The following is a 656-nucleotide window of genomic DNA, read 5'->3' as shown; positions in this document are numbered from 1 at the left end:
GCTTCCCCCATCGATGAGTCTCTGATGGCGGAAAGCGTACGGCCCTATGGCCCGGAATGCCCCTCAGGGTGGGGCAAAATTGTTGGCCGTAGGTGGGTCAGAATAGATGGCCATTAACAGGCTTGGCCTGTACGGGCTGGAGATCGCGCCGGAGAAGACCAAGATTCTGGCGTTTGGGCCGATGGCGCAGCAGTGGGCAAAAGAACAGGGGAGGAGAAAGGCCGAAACCTTCGACTTCCTGGGTTTCACCCACTATTGCACCACCTCGCGGAATGGGAAGTGGTTTCGTGTCGGACGCAAGACGATCAGCCGGCGCTTGAGCGTAGTTAAGAACGTGCGACCAGGCTTGATGCTGAGCGATAAGACGCTCCGACTTGTCCCCAAAATATCAGGAGAAACAGGAACAACGCCAAGTTCAAATGGACTTGGGCAAGTAATCAATGAAATGGGATAACTCACCAGCCAGCCTTCTCAGAAGGCTGGCATCAAAGCCCCCTTATAGGGGGAAAAAGGCAAATCTGCGTTCTTAGAACGCAGATTTTTAGTTTAGCGTAGAAACCCACGTCCTTAGGACGTGGTCATGAGTGATAGGCTCAGCCTGTCACGACTGATACGGCCCATGTTACAACCCGAAACTGAGTTGTCCCCACAACTGA

Annotated in this window: 1 protein-coding gene; it reads left to right on the top strand. The window is 53.7% G+C overall.

Features of this window, described 5'->3' with window-relative positions:
• Positions 1–106 precede the first annotated feature (106 nt).
• Complete coding sequence (locus tag ACOCD2_RS24490) at positions 107–454, top strand: hypothetical protein (RefSeq protein ID WP_293653968.1); 348 nt, start codon at positions 107–109, stop codon at positions 452–454.
• Positions 455–656: the final 202 nt, after the last annotated feature.

It is taken from the genome of Thiolapillus sp. (assembly GCF_048562965.1).
Taxonomy (GTDB): domain Bacteria; phylum Pseudomonadota; class Gammaproteobacteria; order Chromatiales; family Chromatiaceae; genus Thiolapillus; species Thiolapillus brandeum_A.
Note: the sequence above shows the minus strand (reverse complement) of the source record. Positions and strands in the feature narration are given on the sequence as shown.